25 protein-coding genes are annotated in these 25,354 nt (G+C 52.0%); 12 read left to right on the plus strand and 13 right to left on the minus strand.

Annotation, left to right across the window (positions count from 1 at the left end):
- Window positions 1-152: 152 nt before the first annotated feature.
- From rsmE to metK, 5 genes are all read right to left on the minus strand, one after another.
- Window positions 153-884: a 16S rRNA (uracil(1498)-N(3))-methyltransferase gene (gene rsmE / locus LG384_RS21205; protein ID WP_045447373.1), complete on the minus strand. Its 732-nt coding sequence runs from the start codon at window positions 882-884 to the stop codon at window positions 153-155.
- Window positions 885-960: 76 nt separating this feature from the next.
- Window positions 961-1,668, minus strand: a complete 708-nt coding sequence (gene endA, locus LG384_RS21210) for a deoxyribonuclease I (RefSeq protein WP_225761466.1) — start codon at window positions 1,666-1,668, stop codon at window positions 961-963.
- A 94-nt stretch (window positions 1,669-1,762) separates the two neighbouring features.
- On the minus strand, window positions 1,763-2,260 hold the full coding sequence (locus tag LG384_RS21215; protein WP_045447367.1) for a SprT family zinc-dependent metalloprotease: 498 nt from the start codon (window positions 2,258-2,260) through the stop codon (window positions 1,763-1,765).
- A gap of 77 nt (window positions 2,261-2,337) precedes the next feature.
- Window positions 2,338-3,732, minus strand: a complete 1,395-nt coding sequence (galP, locus tag LG384_RS21220; RefSeq protein ID WP_225761467.1) for a galactose/proton symporter — start codon at window positions 3,730-3,732, stop codon at window positions 2,338-2,340.
- A 399-nt stretch (window positions 3,733-4,131) separates the two neighbouring features.
- Window positions 4,132-5,286 (minus strand): methionine adenosyltransferase, encoded by a 1,155-nt coding sequence (gene metK, locus LG384_RS21225; protein WP_020996311.1) that lies wholly within the window; start codon window positions 5,284-5,286, stop codon window positions 4,132-4,134.
- A 482-nt stretch (window positions 5,287-5,768) separates the two neighbouring features.
- On the opposite strand from metK, the gene LG384_RS23320 reads away from it, so the two are divergent.
- The 4 genes from LG384_RS23320 to speB all read left to right on the plus strand — a co-directional run bounded on the left by LG384_RS23320 (window position 5,769) and on the right by speB (window position 9,178).
- A complete protein-coding gene (locus LG384_RS23320; protein WP_269429419.1) occupies window positions 5,769-5,906 on the plus strand; it encodes a hypothetical protein in 138 nt (45 codons plus the stop codon).
- Between the two features lie 92 nt (window positions 5,907-5,998).
- Window positions 5,999-6,130 carry an acid stress response protein YqgB gene (gene yqgB / locus LG384_RS21235; RefSeq protein ID WP_071829029.1) on the plus strand — a complete coding sequence of 44 codons (132 nt, stop codon included), beginning with the start codon at window positions 5,999-6,001 and terminating at the stop codon, window positions 6,128-6,130.
- A gap of 8 nt (window positions 6,131-6,138) precedes the next feature.
- Entirely contained in the window at window positions 6,139-8,115 is a 1,977-nt protein-coding gene (gene speA / locus LG384_RS21240) for a biosynthetic arginine decarboxylase (RefSeq protein ID WP_071829027.1), read from the plus strand.
- Between the two features lie 142 nt (window positions 8,116-8,257).
- Window positions 8,258-9,178: an agmatinase gene (speB, locus tag LG384_RS21245; protein WP_003027056.1), complete on the plus strand. Its 921-nt coding sequence runs from the start codon at window positions 8,258-8,260 to the stop codon at window positions 9,176-9,178.
- Between the two features lie 150 nt (window positions 9,179-9,328).
- On the opposite strand, the gene LG384_RS21250 is transcribed toward speB, so the two are convergent.
- Window positions 9,329-10,087 carry a M48 family metallopeptidase gene (locus LG384_RS21250; RefSeq protein WP_045447355.1) on the minus strand — a complete coding sequence of 253 codons (759 nt, stop codon included), beginning with the start codon at window positions 10,085-10,087 and terminating at the stop codon, window positions 9,329-9,331.
- Between the two features lie 279 nt (window positions 10,088-10,366).
- On the opposite strand from LG384_RS21250, the gene tkt reads away from it, so the two are divergent.
- On the plus strand, window positions 10,367-12,358 hold the full coding sequence (gene tkt, locus LG384_RS21255; RefSeq protein WP_048220580.1) for a transketolase: 1,992 nt from the start codon (window positions 10,367-10,369) through the stop codon (window positions 12,356-12,358).
- Window positions 12,359-12,410: 52 nt separating this feature from the next.
- Here tkt and LG384_RS21260 read toward each other — a convergent pair whose 3' ends face one another.
- From LG384_RS21260 to LG384_RS21280, 5 genes are read right to left on the minus strand one after another with little or no spacing between them, the layout of a single operon-like run.
- On the minus strand, window positions 12,411-13,070 hold the full coding sequence (locus LG384_RS21260; protein ID WP_225761468.1) for an ABC transporter ATP-binding protein: 660 nt from the start codon (window positions 13,068-13,070) through the stop codon (window positions 12,411-12,413).
- A complete protein-coding gene (locus LG384_RS21265) occupies window positions 13,064-13,741 on the minus strand; it encodes an ABC transporter ATP-binding protein (protein ID WP_225761469.1) in 678 nt (225 codons plus the stop codon). Before LG384_RS21265 ends, LG384_RS21260 begins: the two co-directional genes overlap by 7 nt.
- A complete protein-coding gene (locus LG384_RS21270) occupies window positions 13,729-14,436 on the minus strand; it encodes an energy-coupling factor transporter transmembrane component T (RefSeq protein WP_225761470.1) in 708 nt (235 codons plus the stop codon). The genes LG384_RS21265 and LG384_RS21270 overlap by 13 nt, the downstream gene beginning before the upstream one ends.
- Complete coding sequence (locus LG384_RS21275; RefSeq protein ID WP_045447343.1) at window positions 14,437-15,015, minus strand: ECF transporter S component; 579 nt, start codon at window positions 15,013-15,015, stop codon at window positions 14,437-14,439.
- A 24-nt stretch (window positions 15,016-15,039) separates the two neighbouring features.
- Window positions 15,040-15,465: a PPC domain-containing DNA-binding protein gene (locus tag LG384_RS21280; protein WP_225761471.1), complete on the minus strand. Its 426-nt coding sequence runs from the start codon at window positions 15,463-15,465 to the stop codon at window positions 15,040-15,042.
- Window positions 15,466-15,839: 374 nt separating this feature from the next.
- Between LG384_RS21280 and epd the strand changes: the two genes are divergently transcribed.
- The 7 genes from epd (at window position 15,840) to LG384_RS21315 (ending at window position 23,072) form a co-directional block, all read left to right on the plus strand.
- Window positions 15,840-16,859 (plus strand): erythrose-4-phosphate dehydrogenase, encoded by a 1,020-nt coding sequence (epd, locus tag LG384_RS21285; RefSeq protein WP_045447338.1) that lies wholly within the window; start codon window positions 15,840-15,842, stop codon window positions 16,857-16,859.
- 48 nt (window positions 16,860-16,907) lie between these two features.
- A complete protein-coding gene (gene pgk / locus LG384_RS21290) occupies window positions 16,908-18,071 on the plus strand; it encodes a phosphoglycerate kinase (protein WP_045447335.1) in 1,164 nt (387 codons plus the stop codon).
- 90 nt (window positions 18,072-18,161) lie between these two features.
- Window positions 18,162-19,241 (plus strand): class II fructose-bisphosphate aldolase, encoded by a 1,080-nt coding sequence (fbaA, locus tag LG384_RS21295; RefSeq protein ID WP_003027029.1) that lies wholly within the window; start codon window positions 18,162-18,164, stop codon window positions 19,239-19,241.
- Window positions 19,242-19,429: 188 nt separating this feature from the next.
- Complete coding sequence (locus LG384_RS21300; protein WP_200041824.1) at window positions 19,430-20,290, plus strand: small-conductance mechanosensitive channel MscS; 861 nt, start codon at window positions 19,430-19,432, stop codon at window positions 20,288-20,290.
- Window positions 20,291-20,431: 141 nt separating this feature from the next.
- Window positions 20,432-21,067, plus strand: a complete 636-nt coding sequence (argO, locus tag LG384_RS21305) for an arginine exporter ArgO (protein WP_225761606.1) — start codon at window positions 20,432-20,434, stop codon at window positions 21,065-21,067.
- 240 nt (window positions 21,068-21,307) lie between these two features.
- Window positions 21,308-22,054, plus strand: a complete 747-nt coding sequence (locus LG384_RS21310; protein WP_045447329.1) for an oxidative stress defense protein — start codon at window positions 21,308-21,310, stop codon at window positions 22,052-22,054.
- Window positions 22,055-22,175: 121 nt separating this feature from the next.
- A complete protein-coding gene (locus LG384_RS21315; protein WP_045447326.1) occupies window positions 22,176-23,072 on the plus strand; it encodes a LysR family transcriptional regulator in 897 nt (298 codons plus the stop codon).
- Here the strand turns inward: LG384_RS21315 and LG384_RS21320 are convergent.
- Both LG384_RS21320 and scpB read right to left on the minus strand, forming a co-directional pair.
- Window positions 23,069-24,535 carry an acetyl-CoA hydrolase/transferase family protein gene (locus tag LG384_RS21320; protein WP_225761472.1) on the minus strand — a complete coding sequence of 489 codons (1,467 nt, stop codon included), beginning with the start codon at window positions 24,533-24,535 and terminating at the stop codon, window positions 23,069-23,071. The two genes, LG384_RS21315 and LG384_RS21320, sit on opposite strands and share 4 nt — an antisense overlap.
- Window positions 24,536-24,559: 24 nt before the next feature.
- Window positions 24,560-25,345 (minus strand): methylmalonyl-CoA decarboxylase, encoded by a 786-nt coding sequence (scpB, locus tag LG384_RS21325; protein WP_045447321.1) that lies wholly within the window; start codon window positions 25,343-25,345, stop codon window positions 24,560-24,562.
- Window positions 25,346-25,354: the final 9 nt, after the last annotated feature.

Raw genomic sequence — 25,354 nt, forward strand, 5'->3', positions numbered from 1 at the left:
CCAACCTCTTAGGCTATTTTTCTTGCCAGTTTAAACCTGGGCAGTGCTCGCAATCCTCACGTACTGCGTGTACGCTCCGGTTGCTGTGCGCTGTGCGCTGTGCGCTGTCCATGTTCAAACTAGCTGCGACAATTACGCCTAATAGGGCGGTCTTAGCCCAGATCACCAAAACGCACCTGTAGCGCGGTAATGGCGGTGAGCGCAGTTGTCTCAGTACGCAGAACGCGAGGTCCTAACAGGATATCAGTAAACTGATAACGTGCGGTCATGGCAATTTCATCTGCCGACAACCCACCTTCCGGGCCAATCAGCAACCGGATGCGCTCTACGGGTAGCGGCAGAGTGTTGATGCTCGCGCTGGCGCGAGGATGAAGGTTTAGCTTCAATCCCTCATCCTGTTCGGCGCACCAGGCTTCCAAATCCATCGCCGGGCGAATTTCAGGTACCCGGTTACGACCGCACTGTTCACAGGCAGCAATAGCTATTTTCTGCCACTGCTGGAGCTTCTTGTTCAGGCGTTCACTATCCAGTTTAACGCCGCAGCGCTCAGAAAAAAGTGGCGTAATGAGGCTTACACCCAGTTCAATCGATTTCTGGATAGTAAATTCCATCTTTTCGCCGCGAGACATAACTTGTCCAAGATGGATATGCAGCGGTGATTCACGATCGTCGTGCTCAGCGCTAAGTACTTTCACATCCACACTTTTCTTGCTGGCATGGGTGATTTCGGCGTCAAATACTTGATTGCTACCGTCAAACAGTTGTAGCGCCTGGCCTGCGCCCATACGCAGCACGCGGCCGATATGGTTGGCGGCATCTTCACACAATGAAATTTGGCTGCCGGAAGAGAGTGGTTCAGGGTGATAAATGCGAGGAATGCGCATAGTTAACCATCCGCGTCATGGCCCTGAGCAACTTAAAGGTCAGGGCATGGGTTAAAAATATTGACGCTAGTGTAGGTTAGCTCTTTTGCGCCTGGCAAGCGCGTTGCACGTATGGGTTATGGTTACCCTGTACCTTAGCGATGCGTTCGTCGCGTTCACACTCCCAGTCCGTCACCGGATATTGCTTATTCCAGGCATTAAAAAGCTGGGTTTGCTGGCGGGAAAGCGTCAGATTGTACTGGTCGCGCATATAAAAATAGGTACGAGCAATGGCACCACGAGCGCGTGCAGGCGGCTCGGCCACTTTTTCTTTAAAGTCGACCTTCATGGCGCACTGTCCGTACTGACCTTCACCGCCGTTCCACTGGCTGTACATGAAGTTAGCTCGATCGCCATTCACTTCACCCACCGCCGGTTGCAGGTTATGCATATCGCTTTCCATTTTGCGATAGACCGGATCTTTGGCACAGTTTTTACGTCCGCCGTCTTGCCAGCACTGGCGTTGATGACCAAATTGCCAGGCTGGCACGACATGTTCCCATTCAATACGGCTGGCACGATTTTCATTTTTTCGCACTTTATAGCCGCAGGAGGCCAGGTCAACGACCCCTTTTTTTCCCTGCCAGTTAATTTTACATCCGCAGTAGAAATCGCCAGGCGCATCGGCGTTAACTTTTACTCCTGCCGTTTTCGCTTGTGAAAAACTGTTAATGCCTTCGGCTAAAACCGGACCAGATAGCGCTGTGGCCAGCAACGCCACGGCAAAAGAGAGATTACGGTACATCACGAACTCCGTGTCAAATCGAGCGCGCAACGTAGCGAAAGTTGTTCCTGTATGCAATCAGCAGGATCAGAAAAGTTCCTGATAATTCGCAGGATTATTCGGCAACCAACGGTTCACCGCAGTGGACGCAGCGATAAGTCGCTTCACCACGAACAACGCGATTGTGGCGACGGACAGTGAGCTGGTGCTCCTGGCACTTACAGTGGTAGGTATAAGTATTGCGTCGTACTGACTGAAGTTCGAACTGATGCGTGCGTCTGGCCGGTACGCCCAGCACATTCTCCATCATCCATTTCCACTCTTTACCGTGTGGCGGTACGCGGCCAAAGTATTTCCAGACCAGCAAATGCGCCAGTTCATGAGGAACGACCTCTTCAACGAACGCCTCGACGTTTTCCATCAACAGTACCGGGTTGAGGCGGATTTCATAGTTTTGCAGCCACGCCGTACCCGCTGCGGTGCCACGTTGTTGATAAACCAGCTTTGGTTCCGGGTAATTACGTTCCAGCTTTTGGTTTGCCTGGGCGAGTTTTTCCCGCAGGCTGCGCATTACGGCTTGCTGGATCGCGATGGGTAGACGGGAGGTTTTCATAACGCCAGAGGATAATGGGACAGGAAAAGGACTGCAAGAGGGAGGCTTCCCCCGGTGGGGGAGGAAGCCTCAGATGATTAGTCGTGTGCGCCGATTTCGCGCAGTTTACGGCCTTTCATCAGGTTACGTTCAATGTGTTCCAGAGAAACGTTTTTGGTTTCCGGAATCAGCCACAAGGTCAGGAAGATGAACAGGACGTTCAGACCACCGTAGACCCAGAAGGTATTGGCGCTTCCCAGCGAGTTCAGCATCGTCAGGAAGGTTGCGCCGACAATCATGTTGGCAATCCAGTTGGTTGCAGTAGAACAGGTAATCCCGAAATCGCGGCCTTTCAGCGGCTGAATTTCAGAACACAGTACCCAAATCAGCGGACCGGCACTCATTGCGAAGCCAACGATAAACATTAGCAACATCAACACTGCGAAGTACTGGGCAGCAGCAGAATGAATACCCACATGCATCATGGTACCCAGCACGTCCATACCAACGGCCATGACGATAAAGCCGAGGATCAACGTTGGTTTACGGCCCCAGCGATCAACCAGGCCAATGGCAATAAAGGTAGCCAGTACGTTGGTCAGGCCAACGATAACGGTGCCCCACATCTGCTCAGTGGTGTTGGTGTAACCCGCCAGTTCAAAGATTTTTGGCGCGTAGTACATGATGACGTTCATCCCGGTGAATTGCTGCATCACCTGTAACAGCACGCCGAGGAATACCGCGCGACGGAAGTTGCTGTTCTCTTTAAACAGAGCCCAGCCACTCTGTTTCACCTGCAGGCTTTCACGAATTTCATCCAGCTCGCGCTTGGCTTCTGCGCTGGTATCTCGCAGGCGCAACAGCACCCGTTCGGCATCAACAAAGCGACGTTTGGCGGCGAACCAGCGTGGACTGTCCGGCAGGAAGAACACGCCAACCAGTAGCAGCAGAGCAGGGATGATAATTACGCCCAGCATCCAGCGCCATGCACCGCTATAGCTAAATGCGGTATCGGACAGATAGGCGCCGAGGATCCCGATGGTGATCATCAACTGATACATGGAGATCATGCTGCCACGGATCTTTTCCGGCGCAATTTCGGACAGGTACAACGGTGCGGTGTAGGACGCGACGCCAACCGCCAGGCCCAGCAGTACGCGGGAGAGGAGCAGCACTTCAACATTCGGTGCGGCTGCGGAGAACAGCGACCCTGCGACAAACAGGATGGCGCCGATCATCAGGCTTTTTTTACGTCCCAGCTTGAAGGAGAGCCAGCCACTGCCGACAGCCCCTACGGCTGCACCAAACATCATGGAACTCACCACCCATTCCTGAGTGTGTGCGGAAATTTGAAACTCGTCGGTAATGAAAGGTAAAGCACCGGCAATAACACCGATATCCAGGCCAAAAAGTAATCCTGCCAGGGCTGCAAGAAAGCAGACAAAAAATGTCATGGCTTTGTTGGAACGCCCCTGTTTTTTATTGTCAGGCATGATGCCCTCCGGTTGGGTAGCTAGTTTTGTTGATGTTAAGGGTAGGTGAGTACGGAGTGAAAAAATGCGATTTTCATCACATTAGTGTAATCGCTTACACTAACATTCATATTGATTATGTATTATCCTATTGAAAATAAAGATTTTTAATAATGGTGTTTGGTGAGTGATTGCCTGGAATTAAGACGATGCTGAAAAAATATGTAACAGTATTGAAACTATAGAAATAAGGCAATGTGAATTCAGTGTGGGTTGATATTAACTGAATGTAATCGCTTTCATTTGTAGTGAAAGTCACGTGTAAAACGCATTGCCAGTGGGCTGAGTTGTGGGCGAGGCGAAGGCAAAAAAAAGACCAGCCTTCAGGCTGGTCCTAATTTGCTGTCTGTTGGCGGTGAATTACTTCAGACCGGCAGCATCACGCAGCAGTTGCGCTTTGTCAGTTTTTTCCCATGGGAAATGTTCGCGACCAAAGTGACCGTAAGCGGCGGTTTCTTTGTAGATCGGGTGCAGCAGATCCAGCATCTGAATCAGGCCGTACGGACGCAGGTCGAAGAACTCACGAACCAGCAGGGTCAACTGTTCAGAAGGTACTTTTTCAGTACCGAAAGTTTCCACCATGATAGAGGTTGGTTCAGCTACGCCGATAGCGTAGGAAACCTGAATCTCACAACGGTCAGCCAGACCTGCGGCAACGATGTTTTTCGCTACATAGCGGGCAGCGTAGGCTGCGGAACGGTCAACTTTAGAAGGATCTTTACCAGAGAATGCACCGCCGCCGTGACGAGCCATGCCGCCGTAGGTATCAACGATGATTTTACGACCTGTCAGACCGCAGTCGCCCATCGGGCCGCCGATAACAAAACGACCGGTTGGGTTGATGAAGAATTTGGTCGAAGCAGTCAGCCACTCGGTCGGCAGTACTGGCTTGATGATCTCTTCCATCACCGCTTCTTGCAGTGATTTTTGATCGATGTCTTCTGAGTGCTGAGTAGACAGAACTACTGCATCAATACCGACAATTTTGCCATCGTCATACTGGAAAGTGACCTGGCTTTTTGCATCCGGGCGCAGCCAGGATAACGTGCCGTTTTTACGTACTTCAGCCTGACGCTGAACCAGACGGTGAGCATAGGTGATGGGAGCTGGCATCAGCACGTCGGTTTCATTGGTTGCATAACCAAACATCAGACCCTGGTCACCCGCGCCTTGCTCCAGCGGATCGGCACGATCAACACCCTGATTGATATCCGGGGACTGTTTACCGATAGCACTCAGGACAGCGCAAGAGTTAGCATCAAAGCCCATGTCGGAATGCACGTAGCCAATTTCGCGAACGGTGTTACGGGTGATCTCTTCGATATCTACCCATGCGCTGGTAGTGATCTCACCGCCAACTAAAACCATGCCGGTTTTGACGTAGGTTTCGCAGGCAACGCGTGCTTTCGGATCCTGTTCGAGGATTGCATCCAGAACAGCATCAGAAATTTGGTCAGCGATTTTGTCAGGATGCCCTTCTGATACGGACTCGGACGTAAAAAGGTGTTTTGCCATATTTAATTTCACCTAAGGAGAATTTGGTTAGCTCAAACTGTTGCGTGGAATAGTCATGTGTAGAAGATTCTACCATGAGTCTGCATATTACTGACACTGGCAGTCTGAGTGTTAATCGGTATAGATGGATTAACTTCTGGACGTCTATTTTAGGTTACTTCTCCGCACGATTTCCAGCTTTTTTTGAGTAAAGTCGTATTGCACTGAAAATGTAACTGGAAATTTTTCCTGACGGTGCTGGCAATGCGTGCATTTATCTTTTGCTTTTTCGCACTGTTGTCGGTATAAAACGCGGCGCGCGGCTCAAATATCCGTCATAGTTCAAGTTGCATATGCATTGGCTTCCTGCAACTCGAATTATTTAGGGTAGACAAAAAGCACACGACGTTTTCATCGTGTTGCCACTTCCAGCCGGGTTAAAACTTTAGCTTTGGCTTGTGGGTTCGTTCTTTATGGAGCGACCATGGAGGTGATACGAGATAATGAACCGTTGTATTCTGCTGAATCTGTCACACCGTTCTGGTGTACATATGTCCCCCGCAATCTGCATCTTGCATACCTGCCGATGTTATACCCATCTCGGCGCTTCTCAGGACTCCAGAGCCGGTAACGGCAACTAAGGACTGAACAAGGGCGCTCTTGTTAAAACAAGAGTTTTCTCGTGGTTTCGCCGAACCGTCATCTTTAAGTTCGGTTACGTGTTTACAATGAAATGAAAAAGAAACCGGTCGCACAGTCGGAGCGTCAGCACTATCTGCTGGAAAATCTGCCTGTTTATGGGTTGTTATCGCGTCTTCGGATTGCGATAGTAGTCAACTGTTTTACACTTGTTAATAAAATCTGAGGTTCGCTATGTCTGACGACATTTCTATGGGTTCGCCTTCGTCAGCAGGCGGACAGGGTGTACTACGCTCCATGCAGGAGGTTGCAATGAGTTCCCAGGAAGCCAGCAAGATGCTGCGTACTTACAATATTGCCTGGTGGGGTAATAACTACTATGACGTCAATGAGTTAGGACACATTAGCGTGTGCCCGGACCCTGACGTACCGGAAGCGCGCGTCGATCTCGCTAAACTGGTGAAAGCCCGTGAAGCGCAAGGCCAGCGCCTGCCTGCATTGTTCTGCTTCCCGCAGATCCTGCAACATCGTCTGCGTTCAATTAACGCCGCGTTTAAACGCGCGCGGGAATCTTACGGCTATAAAGGCGACTACTTCCTTGTTTACCCGATCAAGGTCAACCAACACCGCCGCGTGATTGAATCGCTGATCCATTCCGGTGAGCCACTGGGGCTGGAAGCGGGTTCGAAAGCCGAACTGATGGCTGTTCTGGCCCATGCGGGTATGACTCGTAGCGTTATCGTCTGTAACGGCTACAAAGACCGTGAATACATCCGTCTGGCACTGATTGGCGAGAAGATGGGCCACAAGGTCTATCTGGTCATCGAGAAGATGTCTGAAATCGCTATCGTGCTGGATGAAGCTGAGCGCCTGAATGTGATCCCGCGTCTGGGCGTGCGTGCGCGTCTGGCATCACAAGGTTCTGGCAAATGGCAGTCCTCCGGCGGCGAAAAATCCAAGTTCGGTCTGGCGGCAACGCAGGTTCTGCAACTGGTTGAAACGCTGCGTGAAGCAGGGCGTCTGGATAGCCTGCAGTTACTGCACTTCCACCTCGGTTCGCAGATGGCGAACATTCGCGATATCGCGACCGGCGTACGTGAATCTGCACGTTTCTACGTTGAACTGCACAAACTGGGTGTTGATATTCAGTGCTTCGATGTGGGCGGCGGTCTGGGCGTGGATTATGAAGGTACGCGCTCGCAGTCTGACTGCTCGGTCAACTATGGGTTGAACGAGTACGCCAACAATATCATCTGGGCGATTGGCGACGCCTGTGAAGAAAACGGATTGCCGCACCCGACGGTGATCACCGAGTCTGGCCGTGCGGTAACCGCGCATCATACCGTACTGGTGTCTAACATTATTGGTGTGGAGCGTAACGAATATACCGAGCCGACCGCACCGGTTGAAGATGCTCCACGTGCGTTGCAGAGTATGTGGGAAACCTGGCAGGAAATGCACGAACCAGGTACCCGTCGTTCGCTGCGTGAATGGTTGCACGACAGCCAGATGGATCTGCATGACATTCATGTTGGCTATTCATCCGGTACGTTCAGCTTGCAGGAGCGCGCCTGGGCGGAGCAACTGTATTTAAGCATGTGCCACGAGGTGCAAAAACAGTTAGATCCGCAAAACCGTGCGCACCGTCCAATCATTGATGAACTGCAAGAGCGTATGGCGGACAAAGTGTACGTCAACTTCTCACTGTTCCAGTCAATGCCGGATGCGTGGGGCATCGATCAACTGTTCCCGGTTTTGCCGCTGGAAGGGCTGGATCAAGTGCCTGAGCGTCGTGCGGTACTGCTGGATATCACCTGTGACTCTGACGGTGCTATCGACCACTACATCGATGGGGATGGTATTGCCACCACCATGCCGATGCCGGAGTACGATCCAGAGAACCCGCCGATGCTGGGTTTCTTTATGGTGGGTGCGTATCAGGAAATCCTCGGCAACATGCACAACCTGTTCGGTGATACCGAAGCGGTTGACGTGTTTGTATTCCCGGACGGCAGCGTGGAAGTTGAGCTGTCTGACGAAGGGGATACCGTGGCGGACATGCTGCAGTACGTGCAGTTGGATCCAAATACTTTGCTGACGCACTTCCGTGACCAGGTCAAACAGACCGATCTGGATGATGCGCTGCAACAGCAGTTCCTCGAAGAGTTCGAGGCAGGTCTTTACGGATACACATACCTGGAAGACGAGTAAGGCTGTCCCGGTTCGCTTGAACCGGGACAAATTAACGGCGATAATTCGCCCATATAAGTAGCTACGTAAATCAATCCCTTCCTCGTCGGGCTTAACGACGCGGAGGGGATTTTTTTTCACCGATTTTAAAAGAGGTCAGTACATGAGCACCTTAGGTCATCAATACGACAACTCCCTGGTTTCTAACGCCTTTGGTTTTTTGCGTCTGCCAATGAATTTCATGCCATACGACAGCGACGCCGATTGGGTGATTACCGGCGTCCCTTTTGATATGGCAACGTCCGGTCGTGCGGGTGGCCGCCATGGCCCGGCAGCGATCCGTCAGGTTTCCACCAACCTCGCCTGGGAACATAACCGCTTCCCGTGGAACTTCGATATGCGTGAGCGCCTGAACGTAGTGGACTGCGGCGATCTGGTTTATGCGTTCGGTGATGCTCGTGAAATGAGTGAAAAGCTGCAGGCGCATGCAGAGAAACTGCTTTCCGCGGGTAAACGTATGCTCTCCTTCGGCGGTGACCACTTCGTCACTCTGCCGCTGCTGCGCGCCCACGCTAAGCACTTCGGTAAAATGGCGCTGGTACATTTTGATGCTCACACCGATACCTACGCCAACGGCTGCGAATTCGATCATGGCACCATGTTCTATACCGCACCGAACGAAGGTCTGATCGATCCGAACCATTCGGTACAGATCGGGATCCGCACTGAGTTCGACAAAGACAACGGCTTTACCGTATTGGATGCCTGCCAGGTGAACGATCGTAGCGTTGATGACATCATCGCTCAGGTTAAGCAGATTGTGGGTGATATGCCGGTATACCTGACTTTTGATATCGACTGTCTTGATCCGGCGTTTGCTCCGGGAACCGGTACGCCGGTGATCGGCGGTTTGACCTCCGATCGTGCAATCAAGCTGGTGCGCGGTCTGAAGGATCTGAACATCGTTGGGATGGACGTCGTAGAAGTCGCTCCGGCCTATGACCAGTCCGAGATCACCGCGCTGGCGGCGGCTACGCTGGCTCTGGAAATGCTTTACATCCAGGCAGCGAAAAAGGGCGAGTAACCGGTATCGGACTATTTTGCTCGCCATTTTGAACCCGGGCAGTGCTCGCCATCCTCACGTACTGCGTGTACGCTCCGGTGGCTGTGCGCTGTCCGTGTCCAAACTGGCTTCGCCAATAACGTCCGATATCATTGCAGAATAGGGCTAAAACTATTTAATCCCATCCGCGCTCATGCGATCGCGAATATGTTGAGCTCGTTCTGCTGATGCCGGATGATCGTCAAACATCGTGCTTTGACGTCCTTCCTCCAGTTTCGCCAGCTTCTCAAAACTGGTTGCTAACCCTGCCGGACTGATGCCACGTTTGCGCAACAAATCATACGAGTAATCATCCGCTTCGGACTCCTGACGCTGGGAGAACTGCGAGTTCACCAGTTTTTCACCCAGATCGCCCAATTGTGATTGTGACAGGCTGCCGACGATCCCGCCCGCAGAGGCCGCCGCGGCACGTACGGCGTTGGTTCCCAGCGCAACCTGCATACCTTTTTTCACGTGACCCAGCGCGACGTGACCCATTTCGTGACCAATGACCGCCTCAACTTCATTATCGGTCATCATATCCATCAGACCGCTATAGACGCGGATACAGCCGTTTGCCATGGCAAAGGCGTTCACATCTTTCGCCATGTAGACTTTGTAGTTTACCGGCTGGCCGTTGATGTTATCGCCAAGCGCAGCGGAAATTTTACTTAAACGCGTCGCATATTCGCTGCCCGCCGGGGCGATGGTCGCTTTGCTGTCCATATCCTTACAGGCCTGATCGCTCAGCGCTTTAACCTGGGCATCGCTCAGGCTGTAGGCCTGAAAAGCCTCCGCACCTGAAGAAAGCAGTCCGTTGGAGTCCATATTCTGGCAACCGGTCAATGCCGTAGCCATGCTCATAGCAAGCAGTAAAGCGCGAATTTTCATTTTTTCTCTTCCGCACAAAGTCAGGATTATTCTAAAAAATGCGTGGCTTGCAGATAAACCGACGCTCGGCCTAAGTATAAAGAAAAGAACAATAAGCATGCGAGAAGATTGCGCAACTTACGAGCATGATCCGGAGATTTCTGAAGCGGTAAAAGGATGCTCCATGTACATGACACGCGGCTTGGGTTACATTGTTGGCACTTTTTTCCGGCGTAGCCCAAAACGCGCTGTCGTCAAGTCGTTAAGGGTATGGCCTTCATTATCCGATCTGGAGTCAAAATGTCCTCACGTAAAGAGCTTGCCAATGCTATTCGTGCGCTGAGCATGGACGCAGTACAGAAAGCCAAATCCGGTCACCCGGGCGCCCCGATGGGGATGGCTGACATTGCCGAAGTCCTGTGGCGTGATTTCCTGAACCACAACCCGAATAACCCATCCTGGGCTGACCGTGACCGCTTCGTGCTGTCCAACGGCCACGGCTCTATGCTGATCTATAGCCTGCTGCACCTCACCGGCTACGATCTGCCGATGTCTGAACTGCAGAACTTCCGTCAGCTGCATTCAAAAACTCCGGGTCACCCGGAAGTGGGTTATACCGCGGGTGTGGAAACCACTACCGGTCCGCTGGGTCAGGGTATCGCTAACGCGGTTGGTATGGCTATCGCTGAAAAAACACTGGCGGCGCAGTTTAACCGTCCAGGCCACGACATCGTTGATCACTTCACCTACGCTTTCATGGGCGATGGCTGCATGATGGAAGGTATCTCTCACGAGGTATGCTCCCTGGCCGGTACGCTGAAACTGGGTAAACTGATTGCGTTCTACGACGACAACGGCATCTCCATCGACGGTCACGTTGAAGGCTGGTTCACTGATGATACCGCGAAGCGTTTCGAAGCTTACGGTTGGCACGTAGTTCGTGGCGTAGATGGTCACGATGCTGATGCGATTAAACGCGCAGTAGAAGAAGCCCGTGCAGTGACTGACAAACCGTCTCTGCTGATGTGCAAAACCATCATCGGCTTCGGTTCTCCAAACAAAGCAGGTACGCACGATTCTCACGGCGCACCGTTGGGCGACGCTGAAATCGCACTGACCCGTGAACAACTGGGCTGGAAATACGCGCCGTTCGAAATCCCGTCTGAAATCTATGCTCAGTGGGATGCGAAAGAAGCAGGCCAGGCAAAAGAAGCCGCATGGAACGAGAAGTTTGCTGCTTATGCGAAAGCCTTCCCTCAGGAAGCGGCTGAATTCACCCGTCGTATGAACGGTGAAATGCCGTCTGACTTCGATGCGAAAGCGAAAGAGTTCATTGCTAAACTGCAGGCTAACCCGGCGAAAATCGCCAGCCGCAAAGCATCGCAGAATGCAATCGAAGCGTTTGGTCCTTTGCTGCCGGAATTCCTCGGTGGTTCTGCTGACCTTGCGCCTTCCAACCTGACGCTGTGGTCTGGTTCTAAAGCGATTAACGAAGATGCCGCCGGTAACTACATCCATTACGGTGTACGTGAATTCGGTATGACCGCTATCGCGAACGGTATCTCTCTGCACGGTGGTTTCCTGCCGTACACCTCTACCTTCCTGATGTTCGTGGAATATGCCCGTAACGCGGTACGTATGGCTGCGCTGATGAAACAACGTCAGGTAATGGTCTATACCCACGACTCCATCGGCCTGGGTGAAGATGGCCCGACTCACCAGCCGGTAGAGCAGGTTGCTTCCCTGCGTGTTACCCCGAACATGAGCACATGGCGCCCATGTGACCAGGTTGAATCCGCAGTAGCGTGGAAATACGGCGTTGAGCGTCAGGATGGCCCGACCGCGCTGATCCTCTCCCGTCAGAACCTGGCGCAGCAGGAACGTACCGAAGAGCAACTGGCGAACATCGCTCGCGGTGGTTATGTACTGAAAGATTGTGCAGGTCAGCCGGAGCTGATCTTCATTGCTACCGGTTCTGAAGTTGAGCTGGCTGTTGCTGCGTGGGACAAACTGACCGCAGAAGGCGTGAAGGCGCGTGTGGTTTCCATGCCGTCCACTGACGCATTCGACAAACAGGACGCGGCTTACCGTGAATCTGTACTGCCGAAAGCCGTTTCTGCTCGCGTTGCTATCGAAGCGGGTATTGCGGACTACTGGTTCAAATACGTGGGCCTGAACGGTGCTATCGTCGGTATGACCACCTTTGGTGAGTCTGCTCCGGCAGAGTTGCTGTTTGAAGAGTTCGGCTTCACCGTAGACAACGTGGTCGCGAAAGCGAAAGCGCTGCTGTAATTCTGATTACAACGGTAAACGGGTCGCTCAGGCGGCCCGTTTTTTTTGCTCATCAGGGCAGTTCCGTGATTAATTGACCGGATTCAAGACGCACTACGCTGGCAAAATGGCGCTGTGTGAAGGCAGCGTCATGACTGATTGCGACAACGCTGGTTCCCCTCTTGCGGCATACTGAAAGCCAGTTTTCAAATATGCTCAGCCAGTGCGTATCAAAATCCCGGCAGGGTTCATCAAGCAGTAAAATGGAGGGGGCGAGGGCTTCCAGGCTGGCGACGGCGACCATACGTCGCTGCGCTGTGTGCAAATCCAGTGGATGTGCGTCGGCGACGTCCTCTAACCCGCATAATTGCAGTGCTGCTGTGGTGCGTTGCGCAATCTCCGTTGCAGGGCGCTTCTGTAACCGTAAGCCAAAGGCCACTTCTTCAGCTACCTTGCTGTGAAAAATTTGATTTTCTGCTTCCTGAAACAGTACCCCGAGAATTTTGGCTCGTTCACGGTTTTTTAGTTGCGCAATGGGCATGTTCTGCAGGGTAATCTCACCCGGTGAGGGAGGCAAAAGCCCTGCCATTACACGCAGCAGCGTGGATTTGCCTGCACCATTATCGCCAGTTAGCGCCAGCCATTCACCTTCTCTAAGCACTAACGAAATATCGCGCAAACAGTCTTCATTAGCGTTTGGCCAGCGATAGGTGACCTGATTCAGCGTTAACATAAGGGGAATAAAGCTCCGTTGCGCAATTGCCAGGCCCGCTGGCACTGGCTCAGAAAAGGGGAGTGATTACGCTCGAAAAGTACGACCAGTGAATGTTGTATCTGTGCCCATTGTTGCAAGCGCTCCAATAGCATGTCGGTGGCCTGTGACGTCAGACGACTGAAAGCCTCATCCAGTATTAATATCTTAGGTTGCATCGCGAGGGCGCTGGCAATGACAACCCGTTGAGTTTCGCCGCCTGAAAGCGTAGCTGGATGGCGATGACGCAGTGATTGACATTCAGTCAGCGTAAGTGCCTTGTCAATTCGGCGCATTATCTCCGCTTCGTCCAGGCTGAGGTTTTCCGGGCCGAATGCCACCTCCTCCTCTACGCTGAAAGTACACCCGGAAAGCTGTAAATAAGGCGATTGCTGCACAAGCTGGATGGTGCAGGATTGCTCCACGAGCGACAGCTCCCCGACGGGATTACCCAGCAGTGTACCTTTGCCCTCAATTTCTCCGGGAAGAAAATCCGGGTACCAGCCCGCCATCAGCTGTGCCAGCGTACTTTTACCGCTGCCGTTATCCCCAAAAATCGCGATCATGCCAGGCGCTGAGTAGTGAAAGTCAAAGCAGGCTGGCGGACGCGTGGTGTGTGTTGGGATATAGCGAAACTGCTCTAGCGTAACCATATCCACACTCCTGCTTCTGTCAGCATGGCGAACACCATGGTGTACCGGGCGATGCACTGTAATGTACTGTCTTCTGGTGCCCAAAGCGTGGTCCGTCTGCGGTGCAGGCGAAATGCCCGCATGTCCAGCGCTGCGCCGCGTACAACCAGATCGTTTAGCGCATTATGTGTTAACGGCACAATAAGTGCAGGTATGGCACGCAAGCGCTGATACCAGCGCTCATCCAGCGGTACGCCGCGAGCACGTTGAGCCTCATTAATGATCGCCAACTGCCGTTTGAGCTGCTCGACGACCAGTAGCGGACCTGCGAACAGATAGGCGACGCCGGGGGGCAGGCGGGAGGCGAACAGGGCGCGAATAAACCGCGATACCGGTACGTACTGCATCCACATCTGTGACGTTGATACAATCGCCAGGATCCGTAGCCACAGCGTGACGGCTCCGGCCCAGCGTTCTGGCGTGCGTGGTTGACCGCTGATCCACTCCGTCAACCATCCTCCGTGTACCAGCCACAGCCCAAACCCTAAGGGGAGCATCAGCCAGACCACATATTTCGCCCGGGGGCGCGTTGCTTTTATGCTCAGCAAACAGAGAAACATCGCCAGGCTGTAAACGGTAAGCGGTATTCCTGCCGGCAGCAGTAACGTCGAGCAGGCGGCAAATGCCCATAAGGTCAACGAGGTAAACGGATGCATTTAACGCACTGCAGACATCGTTGGAAAATGACGCGTTGTGCGCAACGGAAGCTGACGCAACAGTATCCAGACGATCACCGCCGTCAGAATTTTATCGACCAGATTTGCACCGATGACGGTGATGGCAACGGACTCCACCAGGTTCTGACCGACGGAATGCATCCAGGCGACAAATAAATCGGCACCGCTGCCGGTGACACCACCAAAAAGAGTGGTGCGGATAGGTACGGCGACGATTGTGACGGCCAGGGTAATAATCACGCCACTGACCACCACTTTCGGTAAGGTACGGAACCATCCTGCCCGCGCCAGCCATCCGGCAACCAGTCCGATAACCATTGCCACGGGAGCAAAGGCTGCGGCGATAGGATCGGTCAATAAACCCCAGAGCAGATTGGTAAGTAAACCTGTCAGCATCCCTACAATCGGGCCTAACAGCACCGCGCTGATTAAGGTGCCAATGGAGTCGAGAAAAATAGGCAGTTTCAACATACTGATGAGCTGTCCACCGACCATATTGATCGCTATAGCAATGACAATCAGTACCAGTGACTGGCTGGAAAATTGGCGACGCGCCATAAAAGACCTCTTTAAAGTGAAGCGTTAGCGGGATGAGATAACCAGTTCGTCATAGCCGGAAACAACGCAGGGCTGACGGCTAAAAGCCAGACTTGTCAGCTCGCCAATAACCAGTTCCAACGTGGTACGCACGGTACAGCCAGCCATCATATGGCCTCCCAGCATCGCGCCTTGTGGGTCGGATACCGAGAGATGAAGGTGCTCTCCGGTGAGCTCAAGCGTACCGTTCAGGGAGATGACTTCCCATGTTCCGGTCACTAATGTAGTTTCTTCGCGCCCTGCATAGCGTAAGGCTATGTTGGTCAGACTCCCGGTACAACCGGCTATCCAGGCAGCCTGGAGCTGATGCTGTTGTACAAAAGCGTGCAGTTGGGCAAAAACTTCCTGACCGGGTAATAAACGCAGCGCGCGGAAGCGAGCTTCAGATGAGTGGGGGTAAAATGTGGCCATAGATTGGGGACTCCGAGACTCGGACGTAGCGCTGATAATATAGACGCAGGTAAGGGAGCTTTCTGATATAAATCAGGATTTGTGATACGGCAACGAAATTATCTTGCTACGCTTATTCACAATTCTGGGATATGGAATAAATTTAGCGATGAAGGGCTTTAAAATGTGACGTAAGTCAGATAACTGCGTTCTGTTGCTGGACAATCATTCCTTTTATTCCTTGTTTCGCTTATTCTAGCTGAAGCGTTTCAGTCGATTAAATGTTCGACAATTAATCAATCAGTCGCAGTTTGCGACAGGTAAGGTTTTCCTGAGCGGTTTGCTGCATTACTCTGTCAGCCACATCGTTTCTGAGAAATCCTTGCAGGAGACCTATGACCGTACGCGTAGCGATTAATGGTTTCGGTCGCATCGGACGTAACGTGGTTCGTGCTTTGTACGAATCCGGGCGTCGGGCGGAAATCACCGTGGTGGCAATCAACGAACTGGCGGATGCCGCTGGCATGGCGCATTTGTTGAAATATGACACCAGCCATGGACGTTTTGCCTGGGATGTTCGCCAGGAGCGTGACCAGCTCATTGTTGGCGACGACGCGATTCGCATCCTGCATGAGCGAACACTCGATGCGCTTCCATGGCGCGAACTGGGTGTTGACGTTGTGCTGGACTGTACGGGGGTCTTCGGTAGCCGCGAACACGGCGAGGCGCATATCGCCGCTGGCGCCAAAAAAGTGCTCTTTTCACATCCAGGTAGTCACGACATCGATGCAACCGTTGTGTTTGGCGTTAATCAGGAACAGCTGCGCGCTGAACACCGGATCGTTTCCAACGCCTCCTGCACCACGAATTGCATAATTCCCGTCATTAAATTGCTGGATGATGCTTACGGCATTGAGTCTGGTACTGTCACGACGATCCACTCTGCGATGCACGATCAACAGGTTATCGATGCCTACCATCCTGACCTGCGCCGCACGAGAGCAGCCAGCCAGTCGATTATTCCGGTCGATACCAAACTGGCAGCGGGTATCACGCGAATTTTCCCGCAATTTAACGATCGTTTTGAGGCGATTGCGGTACGTGTACCGACCATAAATGTGACGGCGATCGACTTAAGCGTGACGGTGAAAAAACCTGTAAAAGCCAGTGAAGTCAACCAGTTGCTGCAAAAAGCAGCACAAGGTGCATTTCATGGTATAGTTGACTATACGGAATTACCGTTGGTCTCTGTAGATTTTAACCACGACCCGCACAGCGCCATCGTTGATGGTACTCAAACGCGCGTAAGTGGCGCTCACCTGATCAAAACATTGGTCTGGTGCGATAATGAATGGGGCTTTGCTAATCGTATGCTCGACACAACGTTAGCTATGGCTGCTATTGGTTTCAGGTAAGGCGCGTGAGCGCTTGCAAAACTTTAAGAATCAACGAGAGGATTCACCATGTCTGTAATTAAGATGACCGATCTGGATCTTGCTGGTAAACGTGTTTTTATCCGTGCGGATCTGAACGTACCAGTTAAAGAAGGGAAAGTAACCAGCGACGCGCGTATCCGTGCTTCCCTGCCGACCATCGAACTGGCCCTGAAGCAGGGTGCAAAAGTGATGGTAACTTCCCACCTGGGTCGTCCTACCGAAGGCGAGTACAACGAAGAATTCTCTCTTCTGCCGGTTGTTAACTACCTGAAAGACAAACTGTCTAACCCGGTTCGCCTGGTGAAAGATTACCTGGACGGCGTTGATGTTGCTGCCGGTGAGCTGGTGGTTCTGGAAAACGTTCGCTTTAACAAAGGCGAGAAGAAAGATGACGAAGCACTGTCCAAAAAATACGCTGCACTGTGTGACGTATTCGTAATGGATGCTTTCGGTACTGCTCACCGTGCTCAGGCTTCTACTCATGGTATCGCGAAATTCGCTGACGTAGCATGTGCTGGCCCGCTGCTGGCTGCTGAGCTTGATGCGCTGGGTAAAGCTCTGAAAGAACCTGCTCGCCCGATGGTTGCCATCGTCGGTGGTTCTAAAGTTTCTACCAAACTGACCGTTCTGGATTCCCTGTCTAAAATCGCTGACCAGCTGATCGTGGGTGGTGGTATCGCCAACACCTTCGTTGCCGCGCAGGGTCACAGCGTGGGTAAATCCCTGTACGAAGCAGATCTGGTTGATGAAGCTAAACGCCTGCTGACTATCTGTGATATTCCGGTTCCGGCTGACGTTCGTGTTGCGACCGAGTTTTCTGAAACCGCACCTGCTACGCTGAAATCCGTTAACGACGTGAAAGAAGACGAGCAGATCCTGGATATCGGTGACGCATCTGCACAGCAACTGGCTGAAATCCTGAAGAATGCAAAAACCATTCTGTGGAACGGTCCGGTAGGTGTGTTCGAATTCCCTAATTTCCGCAAAGGGACTGAAATTGTGGCTAACGCCATCGCAGACAGCGAAGCGTTCTCTATCGCAGGCGGCGGCGATACTCTGGCAGCTATCGACCTGTTCGGCATCGCTGACAAAATCTCCTACATCTCCACTGGTGGCGGCGCATTCCTCGAATTCGTGGAAGGTAAAGTACTGCCAGCAGTAGCAATGCTCGAAGAGCGTGCTAAAAAGTAAGACACTAATGGGCAGGGATAACCTGCCCAATTTTTAGCGCGCTTTTAGAGCGCGCCCCCTTTCCAAGGCCGAAGATACAGGACTCGCAACATGTCTAAAATTTTTGATTTCGTAAAACCGGGCGTAATCACTGGTGATGACGTACAGAAAGTTTTCCAGGTAGCAAAAGAAAACAACTTTGCTCTGCCAGCCGTTAACTGCGTAGGTACCGACTCCATCAACGCCGTTCTGGAAACCGCTGCAAAAGTTAAAGCGCCGGTAATCGTACAGTTCTCCAACGGTGGTGCTTCTTTCATCGCCGGTAAAGGTGTGAAGTCTGACGTTCCTCAGGGTGCTGCAATCCTGGGTGCTATCTCTGGCGCGCATCACGTTCACCAGATGGCTGAACACTACGGTGTTCCGGTTATCCTGCACACTGACCACTGCGCGAAGAAACTGCTGCCGTGGATCGACGGTCTGCTGGACGCGGGTGAAAAACACTTTGCTGCAACCGGTAAACCACTGTTCTCTTCTCACATGATCGACCTGTCTGAAGAGTCTCTGGAAGAGAACATCGAAATCTGCTCCAAATACCTGGCGCGTATGTCCAAAATGGGCATGACCCTGGAAATCGAACTGGGTTGCACCGGTGGTGAAGAAGACGGCGTGGACAACAGCCACATGGACGCTTCTGCACTGTATACCCAGCCGGAAGACGTTGATTACGCGTACACCGAGCTGAGCAAAATCAGCCCGCGTTTCACCATCGCGGCTTCTTTCGGTAACGTACATGGCGTGTACAAGCCGGGTAACGTGGTTCTGACCCCGACTATCCTGCGCGACTCTCAGGACTATGTTTCTAAGAAACATAACCTGCCGCACAACAGCCTGAACTTCGTATTCCACGGTGGTTCCGGTTCGACTGCTCAGGAAATCAAAGACTCCGTAAGCTACGGCGTAGTGAAAATGAACATCGATACCGATACCCAATGGGCTACCTGGGAAGGTGTTCTGAACTACTACAAAGCGAACGAAGCTTACCTGCAGGGCCAGCTGGGCAACCCGAAAGGCGAAGATCAGCCGAACAAAAAATACTACGATCCGCGCGTATGGCTGCGTGCTGGTCAGGCAACGATGATCACCCGTCTGGAACAGGCTTTCAAAGAACTGAACGCGGTTGACGTTCTGTAATTGACCCCTGCTCAACGTGACATGAGGCCCGCAAACGCGGGCCTTTTTTATGATTACAATATGCTGACGACAAAAATTTTGTGATCAATTTGGCAACAATGACGTTTTTTGTTTAACCTTGTCTGATTGCCAGCTCCTGTGGGGCGGCTTTAGTTCTCCCAATTGGGTAAGCATAAAAGGAATATTGAATGGAAGATTTGAATGTTGTCGACAGCATAAATGGTGCGGGCACCTGGCTGGTACGTAACCAGGCTCTACTGCTGAGTTATGCCGTTAACATCGTTGCGGCTATCGCTATTATCATCATCGGGATGATTGTGGCGCGTGTTGTCTCTAACACCATTAACCGTGTGATGGTTGCGCGTCAAATTGATGCGACCGTTGCTGACTTCCTCTCTGCACTGGTGCGCTACGGTATTATTGCATTCACGCTGATCGCCGCTCTGGGGCGCGTTGGAGTGCAAACGGCCTCGGTGATTGCTGTTCTCGGTGCCGCGGGTTTAGCCGTAGGTCTGGCCTTGCAAGGTTCACTGTCTAACCTTGCCGCTGGTGTGTTGTTGGTGATGTTCCGTCCTTTTCGCGCTGGTGAGTATGTTGATCTCGGCGGTGTCGCCGGAACCGTGCTCAACGTGCAGATTTTCTCAACCACCATGCGTACCTTAGACGGCAAGATTGTCGTTATCCCGAACGGTAAGATTATCGCCGGGAATATCATTAACTTCTCACGTGAACCGGTTCGCCGTAACGAATTTATCATTGGCGTGGCGTATGACTCTGATATTGATCAGGTGAAAAAAATCCTTACCGATATCATCCAGTCTGACGATCGTATCCTGAAAGATCGCGAAATGACGGTGCGCCTGAATGAACTGGGAGCGTCCTCCATTAACTTTGTGGTGCGTGTCTGGAGCAATAGCAGCGATCTGCAAAGCGTCTACTGGGATGTGCTGGAGCGCATCAAGCGCGAATTTGATGCCAATGGTATCAGTTTCCCGTATCCGCAGATGGACGTGAATTTCAAGCGTGTTAAAGAGAACGCAGCAGAGTAATCAGTACAAGGCCGGTTTGCCGGCCTTTCTTTAAATTATCGTTATTAGCTGCTCTTATCACCAATTAAAATTATCAATTTCCGCTAATGATATTCCCGCGCTATAGTCTGCTTCTAAGAGAAACAGTTCGGGATGATTAACGTGTTATCGTATTATTTTCAAGGGCTTGTGCTTGGCGCAGCCATGATACTTCCGCTTGGCCCACAAAACGCATTCGTAATGAATCAGGGCATTCGCCGCCAGTATCACATCATGATTGCCTTACTCTGCGCCATCAGCGATTTAGTGTTGATCTGCGCAGGAATTTTTGGCGGTAGTGCATTGCTGATACAGTCGCCATGGCTGATGGCTCTGGTGACCTGGGGGGGCGTGGCGTTCTTACTCTGGTACGGTTTCGGGGCGTTAAAAACAGCAATGAGCAGTAATCTGGAACTGGCCAGTGCTGAGGTAATGAAGCAGGGGCGCTGGAAGATTATCGCCACCATGCTGGCAGTGACATGGCTCAATCCCCACGTCTATCTGGACACCTTTGTGGTGTTGGGAAGTCTGGGCGGTCAACTGGACGTTGAGCCTAAGCGTTGGTTTGCGCTGGGAACCGTTAGCGCATCGTTCCTGTGGTTCTTCGGACTGGCGCTGCTGGCAGCCTGGCTGGCGCCGCGACTGCGCACGGCTAAAGCTCAGCGTATCATTAATACGCTGGTGGGATTAGTGATGTGGTTTATCGCTTTTCAACTGGCGAAAGAGGGGGTTGGGCATGTTCACGCCCTGTTCAACTAAAAGTCTGGCCCATTAGGTTATTCTATTTGCCATTTTGACCATGGGCAGTGATCAAAATCCTCACTTACTATGTATAAGCTCCTGTTTTTCCGCGTTGTCTGTGCCCAGACTGGCTGTAACAAGGACACCTGAGGGGCCAGACTCTAAGTGTTGTCTGATGGACAACAGGCTGAGATCCGCTAAGCTTGCCTGCATGTGCCCTGAGTTTCGGGGTAGTTAATGTAACATGGAGGAACGAGAGTGAAGTTCAAAGTGATGGCCCTGGCGGCATTAGTCGGATTCAGTGCACTATCGGTACAGGCAAATGAATTGCCGAACGGACCGCACATCGTGACTTCAGGAACGGCAAGCGTAGATGCAACGCCTGATATCGCAACTCTGGCGATCGAAGTCAACGTGGCAGCGAAGGACGCTGCATCAGCAAAGAAACAGGCCGACGATCGTGTGGCGCAATATCTTTCCTTCCTTGAGCAGAATCAGATAGCGAAGAAGGACATCAGCTCAGCAAACCTGCGTACACAACCAGACTACGATTACCAGAACGGTAAAAGCGTACTCAAAGGCTATCGCGCGGTGCGTACCGTTGAAGTCACACTGCGTCAGCTGGATAAACTTAACGCACTGCTGGATGGCGCGTTGAAAGCAGGTCTGAATGAGATCCGTTCGGTATCGCTGGGCGTTGCCCAACCGGATGCCTACAAAGACAAAGCGCGTAAAGCGGCTATTGATGATGCTGTTCATCAGGCACAGGAGCTGGCTGCCGGCTTCAACAGCAAGCTGGGCCCGGTTTATAGCGTGCGTTACCATGTCTCTAACTATCAACCGAGCCCAATGGTACGGATGATGAAAGCTGACGCGGCACCTGCGCCATCAGCTCAGGAAACCTACGAACAACCGGTCATTCAGTTTGACGATCAGGTGGATGTGGTCTTTCAGATAGAGCCTGCAGCGAGCCAGCCAACGGCAACACCAACAAAGACGCAATAATCATTTCAGGCCCGGCTAATCAGCCGGGCTTTTTCTGTGAACAACTGTAAAAGTGAGACCGCGTCGCGAGTCTTTTATTTGTCTGCATGAGGATATGCCATAGTGATTTTATGAGGTGACTATGGATATTTTTATCTCGAAAAAGATGCGGAATTTTATTCTGTTGGCGCAAACCAATAACATCGCCAGAGCAGCAGAAAAAATACACATGACCGCATCGCCCTTTGGTAAAAGCATTGCCGCACTGGAAGAGCAAATCGGCTATACGTTGTTTACCCGGAAAGATAACAACATCAGTCTGAACAAAGCGGGGCAGGAGCTGTATCAGAAACTGTTTCCCGTCTATCAACGTCTATCTGCTATTGATAATGAAATTAATAATTCCTCTCGTCGCTCGCGAGATGTCGTCATCGGCATCGACAATACCTATCCCACCATTATTTTTGACCAACTGATTAGCCTTGGCGACAAGTACGATGGCGTGACCGCTCAGGCTGTTGAGTTCAGTGAGAATGGGGTAATTGATAATCTGTTCGACAGGCAACTGGACTTTATTATTTCACCTCAGCACGTTTCACCTCGTGTGCAAGGACTGGAAAATATGACGGTCAGCGAGTTGCCACCGCTGCGCCTGGGGTTTCTGGTTTCCCGACGTTATGAAGAAAAACAGCCGCAGGATCTGCTGCGCGAGTTACCCTGGCTGCAAATGCGCTTTCAGAATCGGGCTAACTTTGAGGCGATGATCGATGCATATATGCGCCCGTGTGGGATCCACCCGACAATCATCTACCGTCCATACAGCTTTATGGCCAAGATAAGCGCAGTCGAGCGCGGGCAGTTTCTGACAGTGATTCCCCATTTTGCCTGGCGACTGGTGAATCCGGCGACGCTGAAATATTTCGATGCGCCCGGTAGTCCAATGTACATGCAGGAATTTCTCTATTCGCTGAAAAATCATCGCTATACCGCCACAATGCTACAGCACATTGTTGAAGATCGTGACGGCATGGCAAATTAACCCAGCATTGAGCCACTCTCTATTAAGTTGCGGTGCAGATCAAACGCATGACTGAGATCGTGATGGATATGCCCACCAGGCGCTTTCTCCAGATACTGGTGCAGATAGTCCCGATAAAGGGAATGCGCGCAGTTTTCGATAATGGTGTGCGCCCGTTGCAACGGTGATAACCCGCGCAGATCGGCGATTCCTTGCTCGGTAACGATCACTTTTACGCTATGTTCACTGTGATCAACGTGACTGCACATGGGGACGATTGTCGAAATTTTTCCGCCTTTGGCAATGGACGGAGCCATGAAGATAGACAGATAGGCATTGCGTTCGAAATCACCGCTGCCGCCAATGCCGTTCATCAGGTTCACTCCTGCGACGTGCGTGGAGTTGGCATGACCGTAGATATCAAACTCCAGCCCGACGTTTAGCGCGATTACCCCAAGTCTACGGATGATCTCAGGGTTATTGGAGATCTCCTGCGGACGAAGCACAATCCGGTTGCTGAAGAAATCCATGTTGTCGTAGATCTTCTCCAGCGAACTTGCGGAAACCGTCAGGCTTGAGGCACTGGCGCCAGTGATTTTTCCCGTTTCCAGCAGATGTACAACGGACTCCTGCAACACCTCTGAGTACATCATAAAAGGCGGGATATCCGGGTTCTCGCCAAGTCGTGCCATCACCGCGTTGTTAATATTGCCGACGCCGCTTTGTAACGGCAGGAACTCAGGCGGGATACGTTTGTGCGCCATTTCTGTCAGCAGAAAGGCCACTACATTATCAGCAATTTGCTGGCAGACTGGGTTGGTTTTATCCGATGCATTTCCGGCATCGGGAAGCTCAGTATCCACCACTGCGACAACCTTCTTCGGGTCAATCTGAACGCACTGGCTGCCTACGCGATCCATAGTATGAAAGATGGGAACGCTGTTACGGCGCGGCGGAGCGCCCGGAATAACAATGTCGGCCAACTCTGACACGCGTGGATTATGATAGTGATTCAACTCAATAATCACTTTTTTTGCTCGCAGCAGCCAGGTTGGCGCATTGCCAATTCCGCTGGAAAGCCAAATCCGACCATCCGGTGCGATAGCGGAGGCTTCAATGACGGCAACATCGATATCGCCAAAAAAGCCGTAATTTACCATCTGAGCGACTTCACTCAGATGGAGATCGACAAATCTCACCTGACCCTGATTAATTTTCTGACGCAGGCCGGAAGAGGTTTGATAAGGGGCGCGCCAGGAAACAGCATCAGCCTCTGATAGCGCATCGTCAGCTGCCGCGCTAATGGACGCCCCGGTCAGCAGGCGGATCTGAAAGGACTGTCCGTCCTGATGCAGCTCGCTGGCACGTCGGGCAATCGCAGCAGGTAACGCTTTTGGTGAACCTGCTGGCGTAAAGCCGCTGAACGCGACCATATCATCGTGCTGGATAATCTCTGCCGCTTTTTCGGCACTCATCCGTTTCATGGCGATCTCCTTTCCCCCGTGTGATTAATGACCTACAAAGTTAGGTTTGCGTTTTTCCATAAACGCATTCATCCCTTCCTGATAGTCCTCGCTGTCATAAACTGCGCGGCGCATGCCCTGGATCCGCTCAAATTCATCTGAATTCATGGTGTGCGCCTCGCCCAGCACGCGTAGCTCTTCTTTGATAACGGCTATTGCCAGTGGCGCCTTTTCCGAGATGTGGTGTGCCATTTGTAGAGTGAAATCTTCCAGTTCATCAGTAGGGACCACATGGTTAAGGATCCCGACCGCCATTGCGCGTTGCGCCGTGATAGGGGAGGCGGTAAAAATCAGCTCTTTGACGATATGGAATCCCGCATCGCGGGTCAGGTTGTGAATACCCACCAGGTTATACGGTACACCGAGGTTGACCGGCGTCATCGAGAAGGTGGAGGTTTCGGCGGCGATGATCAGATCGGAACTCATGATCATCTCAAACGCACCGCCCCAGACGCTGCCCTCGACCATGGAGATCACGGGTTTTGGGTATTTTTGGATCATGCGGGTGATCTGGCGCAGCGGATCGTCATAAGAGAGCGGATCGCGACGTCCGGCGGGGAGTTCATGAATGTCATGCCCGGCAGAGAACACTTTTGCCCCGCTCGGCGCGCGCAGGATAATACAGCGAATTTCCGGGCGGTTGAGGTCGCTCAGCGCCTGCATCAGATCATCGATAAACACTTTACTCAGGGCATTGAGCTTGCGGGCATAATTGAATTCGATGACCGCGACTTTCTGGATGATGACAACGTTGACGTATTGATAAGACATAATGTTCTC

Origin of the sequence: Citrobacter sp. Marseille-Q3906, assembly GCF_916618775.1 — a bacterium.
In the GTDB taxonomy this organism is placed as follows: domain Bacteria; phylum Pseudomonadota; class Gammaproteobacteria; order Enterobacterales; family Enterobacteriaceae; genus Citrobacter; species Citrobacter murliniae.

Coding starts and splice junctions, on each gene's coding strand:
- rsmE (WP_045447373.1), bottom strand. CDS start 884: ATGCGCATTCCTCGCATTTATCACCCTGAACCACTCTCTTCCGGCAGC.
- endA (WP_225761466.1), bottom strand. CDS start 1,668: ATGTACCGTAATCTCTCTTTTGCCGTGGCGTTGCTGGCCACAGCGCTA.
- LG384_RS21215 (WP_045447367.1), bottom strand. CDS start 2,260: ATGAAAACCTCCCGTCTACCCATCGCGATCCAGCAAGCCGTAATGCGC.
- galP (WP_225761467.1), bottom strand. CDS start 3,732: ATGCCTGACAATAAAAAACAGGGGCGTTCCAACAAAGCCATGACATTT.
- metK (WP_020996311.1), bottom strand. CDS start 5,286: ATGGCAAAACACCTTTTTACGTCCGAGTCCGTATCAGAAGGGCATCCT.
- LG384_RS23320 (WP_269429419.1), top strand. CDS start 5,769: ATGAACCGTTGTATTCTGCTGAATCTGTCACACCGTTCTGGTGTACAT.
- yqgB (WP_071829029.1), top strand. CDS start 5,999: ATGAAAAAGAAACCGGTCGCACAGTCGGAGCGTCAGCACTATCTGCTG.
- speA (WP_071829027.1), top strand. CDS start 6,139: ATGTCTGACGACATTTCTATGGGTTCGCCTTCGTCAGCAGGCGGACAG.
- speB (WP_003027056.1), top strand. CDS start 8,258: ATGAGCACCTTAGGTCATCAATACGACAACTCCCTGGTTTCTAACGCC.
- LG384_RS21250 (WP_045447355.1), bottom strand. CDS start 10,087: ATGAAAATTCGCGCTTTACTGCTTGCTATGAGCATGGCTACGGCATTG.
- tkt (WP_048220580.1), top strand. CDS start 10,367: ATGTCCTCACGTAAAGAGCTTGCCAATGCTATTCGTGCGCTGAGCATG.
- LG384_RS21260 (WP_225761468.1), bottom strand. CDS start 13,070: ATGTTAACGCTGAATCAGGTCACCTATCGCTGGCCAAACGCTAATGAA.
- LG384_RS21265 (WP_225761469.1), bottom strand. CDS start 13,741: ATGGTTACGCTAGAGCAGTTTCGCTATATCCCAACACACACCACGCGT.
- LG384_RS21270 (WP_225761470.1), bottom strand. CDS start 14,436: ATGCATCCGTTTACCTCGTTGACCTTATGGGCATTTGCCGCCTGCTCG.
- LG384_RS21275 (WP_045447343.1), bottom strand. CDS start 15,015: ATGGCGCGTCGCCAATTTTCCAGCCAGTCACTGGTACTGATTGTCATT.
- LG384_RS21280 (WP_225761471.1), bottom strand. CDS start 15,465: ATGGCCACATTTTACCCCCACTCATCTGAAGCTCGCTTCCGCGCGCTG.
- epd (WP_045447338.1), top strand. CDS start 15,840: ATGACCGTACGCGTAGCGATTAATGGTTTCGGTCGCATCGGACGTAAC.
- pgk (WP_045447335.1), top strand. CDS start 16,908: ATGTCTGTAATTAAGATGACCGATCTGGATCTTGCTGGTAAACGTGTT.
- fbaA (WP_003027029.1), top strand. CDS start 18,162: ATGTCTAAAATTTTTGATTTCGTAAAACCGGGCGTAATCACTGGTGAT.
- LG384_RS21300 (WP_200041824.1), top strand. CDS start 19,430: ATGGAAGATTTGAATGTTGTCGACAGCATAAATGGTGCGGGCACCTGG.
- LG384_RS21315 (WP_045447326.1), top strand. CDS start 22,176: ATGGATATTTTTATCTCGAAAAAGATGCGGAATTTTATTCTGTTGGCG.
- LG384_RS21320 (WP_225761472.1), bottom strand. CDS start 24,535: ATGAAACGGATGAGTGCCGAAAAAGCGGCAGAGATTATCCAGCACGAT.
- scpB (WP_045447321.1), bottom strand. CDS start 25,345: ATGTCTTATCAATACGTCAACGTTGTCATCATCCAGAAAGTCGCGGTC.